Origin of the sequence: Sutcliffiella rhizosphaerae (assembly GCF_917563925.1) — a bacterium.
Taxonomy (GTDB): domain Bacteria; phylum Bacillota; class Bacilli; order Bacillales; family Bacillaceae_I; genus Sutcliffiella_A; species Sutcliffiella_A rhizosphaerae.
In genome coordinates, this window is record NZ_CAKJTJ010000069.1 from 1 (window position 1) to 6,570 (window position 6,570).

Sequence of the window (6,570 nt, forward strand, 5' to 3'; positions counted from 1 at the left end):
TGGTGCTTCATACAGATACGGAACAGGCTGATAACTTTTATACTTCTTTAGGATTTACAAAGGAAAATCTTTATCCAAATTCAAGTCACTTTATGAAGTTTAAAAGCTAACGTGTTATTAAGCTATCGGGCGCAATCCAGGAACAAGGATCCGTGCCTATTTTTCATTTTAGGGCCAGATTATGGAGTAAGGTATTATTGAACTAATGGTGCAGGATAGTTGCATAAAGGTATTCATAAACCATTTAGATAATCTTCAACTAAATGGTTTTTTTTTTGAATTGTTTGTACGACTGTACTAAAATAATTACATGAGTAAAAAAAATAAATCAACCAACCAAAAAGAAATGTCATTCATCGAAAAAGCCCGTAGAGCTCAAATTGTGAAATGTGCGATTGAAACAATCGCAGAAGTAGGTTACGCTCAAGCCTCTTTAGGACAAATTGCAAAACGTGCAAATATCAGTAAGGGGGTTATTTCTTATCACTTTGCAAATAAAGAGGAATTATTGGAGCAAATACCTATCAAATACTATTTGGCTTGGCAAGCCTATATTTCTCCAAGAATAGAAGCTCAAAAATCTCCTAAAGAAATGCTTCGGGTGTATATTGAATCCAACCTTACATTTGTAGATGAAAATCGTCAGCATGTTTTCGCTGTTATAGAAACGGTTTCTAATAAAAGAACTGCTGATGGTAAACTTCAGTTTGCATCAGACCATGATGAAGCTATTTTACTTCCAATTGAAAATATTCTTACCCTAGGGATGCAAGAAGGAATTTTCAGAGAATTTACCAGATCATCAGCAAGGGTGATGGCGTTAACAATAAGAAGTGCCATTGACGGGTTCACCCTTGAATTAACGAGGAAGCCTCATTTAGATGTTCAGGAATATACTAGAGAAATGGTTACAATCTTCGATAAATCAACTAAAAAGTAATGTGTCACTTAGGAGGATGATTATGATTTACTATGAGGTACTCTGTTATAGTTGTAGACAACTATTCAGAGTATACGAAGGTTCACTAAACTATAAACTATTTAAGGAAAATAGGACTAAGTTTTTTTGTTGCGAAGATTGTAGTCATAAGATACGCATTGATGCAATTAAAAATTTCTTTAGATACTTAAACTAAAGGGCGCAATCCTGTAACAAGGATTAGCGTTCGTTTTTATATGGGCAAAAAAAATACCTTATTGTAGGGATTATATGACTATGAAATAATTGGAATTAAGCAAACGGGCAGGATATTTAAAAAGATACCCTTTATGTTATAAATATGACATAAGGTGACATATTAAAGGACTATAATGGGTGGTAGATCAACGAAAGGAGAAACAAATCATGAAACGAAGAATAATTTTAGATTTAGCAGTTACTTTAGATGGTTTTATTGAAGGGAAGAATGGGGAAGTTGATTGGTGCATCATGGACTCTGACATGGGGTTTATTGATTTCTTAAATCAAATTGATACTATTTTATATGGAAGAAAAAGCTATGATTTATGGGGAAAATTTACTCCAGAAATTGAACATACTGATACTGAAAAAGAAATGTGGGGATTATATCATAGTAAAGAAAAATATGTGTTTTCCAGGACAAAAAAAGGAACTGATAATAAAGCAATATTCATAAATGATAATATTCTTGAAGAAGTAAATAAATTAAAGAATAAGCCTGGTAAAAACATGTGGCTATATGGCGGAGCAAGTCTTATTACAACTTTTATAGATTTAGGGCTTGTTGATGAGTTTAGATTATCTGTGCACCCTGTTATTTTGGGAGAAGGAAAACCTCTGTTTATAGATATAAAACAGAGGTTGAATTTAAAAATGGTTAATACAAGAACATTCTCCTCTGGCGTTGTGCAACTAATCTATCATTTGAATGAGAAAGAATAATATTATCAGGAAATACTGGATATTAATTGTCATTTCTTCAACTAAAACGGGAAACGTTAGTTCAACAAAGCAGCGGCAGTCTAGAACTTTATTTTCTTGTTCAGGGCTGCCGCAGGTGAAAATAATGGGGGCAGTCTAAAACTTATTTCTTAAACGCAACGATTTTTTAGTACAAAAACCGCGTCAAATCAATAATTGCAGTCTAATACTTTATTTTCTTTGAACAACTGTTCAACAAAAAAATTATATTCAATAATCGGGCGCAATCCTGTAACAAAGGTTAGCGTTCGTTTTTATATTGGCCAAAAATATATCTTATTGTAGGAATTATATGACTATGAAATAATTGGAATTAAGCAAACGGGCAGGTTAATGGACGAAGGAATAGGAATTGTTCATATAGAAGTTAGCATTGTTGGTCGGTAGAAGAGGGGAATAATATGAACTATAAAGTAATAATAAACATTCCAATATCTAATAACGAAGTACCAGAATTAAGAGAACATGTTGGTTGGGGTAGACGAGATGATGATTATCCAACATTGTTTGAACGTTGTAATTTCTGGGCTGGGTTTAGAGATGAAAATAATAAACTGATTGCCTTCGGGTATGTTTGTGGAATGGGGTTAGAACATGGATATATGGAAGATATAATCGTCCACCCTATGTATCAAGGTCGGGGAATTGGAGTTGAATTGGTAAAGGAATTATTGCGTGAGTCTGAACGATTTGGATTAACAATTGTTACGGTGTCATATGAGGAAAACAGAACTAACTTTTATAAAGCATGTGGTTTTACACCCGGTTCAGGAGGATTGTGGCAAGCATCGAGATAAAATATAATACTCAGTTAAAGGGTGCGACCCTGGAAATGATAGTGCTCCTTTATTTATAGTTCCATTTTTTGAATAAGTAATTGTAATAAGTATTGAAAACTAAATTAATTATTATTAATAGGAGAAGATGACTTCATGAATACATATTTCATCAAATTAACTGAACCTACCCAAACTCTTGTAGACGTGTTAAATCGTTGGGAAAATGACCCCACTTTGATCCCGATGACACGACCCAACCAAAACAAGTCAGAGTTGGAGCGCGAGAGGATAATTACCCTTGATAGCTTAACACAACGCTTGGAAAGCCATCACATCTACTTAATATATCTGGATGAAAAATTGATCGGCGAAATGAACTATATGGTCGACCCGAGCCATCTCTACAAAAAAGAGCAAGGGACCGCCTGGATAGGTATTACGATTGGGGAGTCCGAAGGTAGGGGCAAAAGGATTGGTTATGTGGCGCTTCAATATTTAGAAGAACAGATTAAGAAGCAAGGTCTTAAACGCATTGAACTGGGCGTGTTTGAATTTAATATAAATGCGCAGAAGCTGTATCAGAAGCTGGACTACAAGGAAATTGGCAGAATAGAAGATTTCACTTATTGGCAAAATAAATTGTGGTCTGATATCCGCATGGAGAAGTATTTTGGAGACAATTACAACTAAATATAACAGAATCAATGAAATAATGGAGTTGGCAATTTCAATGTTAGATATTTAGTCAGCTCACTCTTCAATTATCGGGCGAATCCTGGAACAAGATTCGTGCCTATTTTTCATTTTAGGGCCAGATTATTAAAAAGAGAAAGGTGCAAAAACATGAATACAAATCAACAATTAGTGATAAGTAATTTTGAAGAGAAATTAAAAGCATTTACTTATGCAGTTAGTGGTGAACTAACAAGTGAAGAAGATTTCGTCTTAGCAAATACGGAAATACCTACTGATACATTTAATGTACTATTGGCAAAGTCTTCAAACTTACAAGGAATATTCAAAGTTAGACAGGGACTCGATTATTTTTCTAAGAAGGAATATCCATTTAGTGTTTGGATGGATGTTGAGCATATGAATGATGATTGGAAAAACCTTATGCAAGCATATGACTTAAAAGAGGCAGAACGTAATGTGATGATGAAACGTGAAAATACGCTCGATGTTGATCAAAGGCTTTCCAATCAATTAAAAATCACCCAAGTGAAAAATAATGAAGAACTTTTAAGATATATATAGGTGTTTATAAGCTTATTTGAAGGCACGCCAGAACAAGATGCACTGGAAAGCTATTTTAATAAGTTTTCACAAGTAAAGTTAGGTCCGGACGTGCAAATGTTTATTGGATGCATAGACGAAATAGCTGTAACTACTGGTTTACTAATAAAAGGCAAAGATAGCTACGGGATTTATGATGTGATGACAAAGGAAACAGTAAGAGGTAAAGGGTATGGTAGTGAAATGTTTCAATTTCTTTTAAGTCAAACAAAGGATAAACAAAAGCCAGTCATATTACAGGCTTCAGATGACGGGAAAAATATCTACAAGCGATTTGAATTTATAGATGTTGGGGAAATGGTTGTATTTGAATAAGAGGTCTTCTTATTCAGCTAACGGGCGCTTATCTGTAAAAAGGTAAGCTTTTTTTATGAAAATATAGATTGAGTAATTAATAAATTTTTGAAATAATTGGTATTAAACAATAGGGCTAGTATAACGGAATAACTGTTTAAGGATATATTTAGACCTTGGCGATTAGTTTGAAAAATATATTGTGTGAGGCAATATTATGAATTTATTATTACTCGTTTTCTCAATTTTCCTATTGTTGTTTAGTATGACAAAATTGGCTAAGATAAAGTATTCAAAAAATGACTCCATATTAAAAGAAGCAAGGTCGAACCTCATATCTTTACTTTGGGGAGGAGTAGCCATAGCAGGGTATTTACTCACTACTTACCAAGTTTGGGTTTGAGCTGGGAGTTCAGTTTACTGGGATGGAGTATATGTTCTACTAGGAACAGCCTTAATAACTGCATAATCTGCTTCGTTTTTTATTTTAAAGTTAATGCAATGTACAACTAGATAGAGTATTGAGTTGGATATTAATAGATATTGGCAAATCAATTTTATAGTAGAAGAAATTAAAGCAGAAGATTTTGGGGGATTCGCAGCCATTTTATCAAATGGTTATAAGTTAGAAGTCTTTCCAGACAGTTCAGAAGACGATGAGGATAGTGAACATTGGAGGTTCTTTAACCCAAAGGGTCTGTTAAAGGTAAATGTTGATATTTGATGCCTTTTCGAATTCTTGATATAAATTCTAAATTAGAAAGTTGGTATCTTATGAATGTCAAACTAATATGGGTGCTATTTCTTCCTTTGTTCTTGTTCTTTCTTTTAATGTTCTATTTTGAAGTGTCACTATATTCTGTCCTACCACCACACCAAGGCGGAATGAGTTTATAGATGGAATTAAAGAATACTTGGTATCGTTCCGTATGGTTTTATGCAATGCTTTTAATTATTTTTTTATTGTTTTATTTTAGTTTTCTACGTGTTAAGAAAAAGTAAAGCCCAATTAGTTGAAACAAATAGCTTCATTCAATAATAGAGAAACCCTAACTAAAATGAGGTTTCTCTTATTATTATCTATAAATCACCATTAAAGATTAACAGAGCCAACCCAAAAGAAAAGAGTCCTCATTTTTCCAGAGAAGGGATTGAAAGAGTTAAATCTTCCACAATCAGGAGCGATTGCTGCATAAGGTGATCGTTCTTACAACTTAAAGATATTTAATTGTATTTATAGAAAAGGAGTTTGGCTATGAATAGGTTTGTAGACCCTCCTAATATGATGGTTATCACATTAAAAGAAATCTTAGATGGAACAAAAACTGTCCTGTATGTTTCTCACGATGAGGAAGATGAATGTGGCAATTTCTAGATGGGGCATATACAATTGATACGAACAATGCAAGAATAGTAACTCTTGAAGAAATGTTGGTGATTGGTGGGTCTTTATCTTTACTATGGGATTTACCGATTTACCACTTGTTGGGATAGCGGAGAGAGTCAATAATGAAGCATTATGGACAAAGCGTGAAAATAATTAAGCCCAGATATATTATTAAGCTATCTGGGAAATTTTCTTCAAAAATATTTTAGACAACAATATTCAACTATACCAGCTAATATAAGTCAACCCTTTTTTTTAATAATACTAGATTAAAGATGTTATAATAAAAACATGCATGACAAAGAAACTTCAATAATTTCATTTGAAGTTTTTGTAAATGATGTGATTATTTGTATAGGATTATGCTGTATACTTTTGCTTATGTTTTAAGATGGCATAAATCCAATGCAATAGCTTGTTGGCGCAAGCTATGATGGCTACTTTGTGAGGCTTGCCCTCACTTCTTTTTTTGTCATAATACTCTCGGAGTTTCGCATTTCGGTTGTTTGTTAACCCACACTGAACAGCTGTATAGAGTGTTTGACGTAGCTTTGTAGATCCTCTCTTGGTGATGCGATTGATAGATGCTGTAAACTTCCCTGATTGGTAAATCCGAGGGTCAATCCCTGCATAGGCTACTAGCTTTTTCGGGTGACTAAATTGTGTGACTTCACCTATTTCTGAGATAAGAGTAGCTGCAATTTTAGACCCCACCCCTGGGATGGACCGAAGAATCTCATACTCCTCAAAATGCATTGCTAATTGTTCAATCTCCTGCTCAAGTACGTTGAGAAACTCTCGATGTTGAAGAAGCATTTGAATATACATTTTTAGAGTAACTAAATGGCTTTGATACAGTGTTTTCTTAAATG

The 6,570-nt window shown here is 33.8% G+C and carries 8 protein-coding genes and 1 pseudogene; 8 read left to right on the forward strand and 1 reads right to left on the reverse strand.

Features of this window, described 5'->3' with window-relative positions:
- Positions 1–310: 310 nt before the first annotated feature.
- From LRP81_RS22725 to LRP81_RS23300, 8 genes and pseudogenes are all read left to right on the forward strand, one after another.
- Positions 311–940: a TetR/AcrR family transcriptional regulator gene (locus tag LRP81_RS22725; protein WP_230505432.1), complete on the forward strand. Its 630-nt coding sequence runs from the start codon at positions 311–313 to the stop codon at positions 938–940.
- 16 nt (positions 941–956) lie between these two features.
- On the forward strand, positions 957–1,136 hold the full coding sequence (locus LRP81_RS22730) for a DUF2197 domain-containing protein (RefSeq protein ID WP_230505434.1): 180 nt from the start codon (positions 957–959) through the stop codon (positions 1,134–1,136).
- A gap of 209 nt (positions 1,137–1,345) precedes the next feature.
- Entirely contained in the window at positions 1,346–1,903 is a 558-nt protein-coding gene (locus LRP81_RS22735) for a dihydrofolate reductase family protein (RefSeq protein ID WP_230505436.1), read from the forward strand.
- Positions 1,904–2,343: 440 nt separating this feature from the next.
- On the forward strand, positions 2,344–2,739 hold the full coding sequence (locus LRP81_RS22740) for a GNAT family N-acetyltransferase (protein ID WP_230505437.1): 396 nt from the start codon (positions 2,344–2,346) through the stop codon (positions 2,737–2,739).
- Positions 2,740–2,874: 135 nt separating this feature from the next.
- The gene (locus tag LRP81_RS22745) at positions 2,875–3,411 is read left to right on the forward strand and encodes a GNAT family N-acetyltransferase (RefSeq protein WP_230505439.1); all 537 of its coding nucleotides are present in this window, start codon (positions 2,875–2,877) and stop codon (positions 3,409–3,411) included.
- Between the two features lie 153 nt (positions 3,412–3,564).
- Positions 3,565–4,332: pseudogene (locus tag LRP81_RS23420) on the forward strand (GNAT family N-acetyltransferase).
- Between the two features lie 505 nt (positions 4,333–4,837).
- Positions 4,838–5,035, forward strand: coding sequence for a hypothetical protein (locus LRP81_RS22760; RefSeq protein ID WP_230505444.1), 198 nt, complete (start codon positions 4,838–4,840; stop codon positions 5,033–5,035).
- 635 nt (positions 5,036–5,670) lie between these two features.
- Positions 5,671–5,805, forward strand: coding sequence for a hypothetical protein (locus LRP81_RS23300; protein WP_263458280.1), 135 nt, complete (start codon positions 5,671–5,673; stop codon positions 5,803–5,805).
- 253 nt (positions 5,806–6,058) lie between these two features.
- Here the strand turns inward: LRP81_RS23300 and LRP81_RS22765 are convergent.
- On the reverse strand, positions 6,059–6,570 hold a 512-nt coding region (locus LRP81_RS22765), incomplete at its 5' end, for an IS110 family RNA-guided transposase (RefSeq protein ID WP_230505446.1).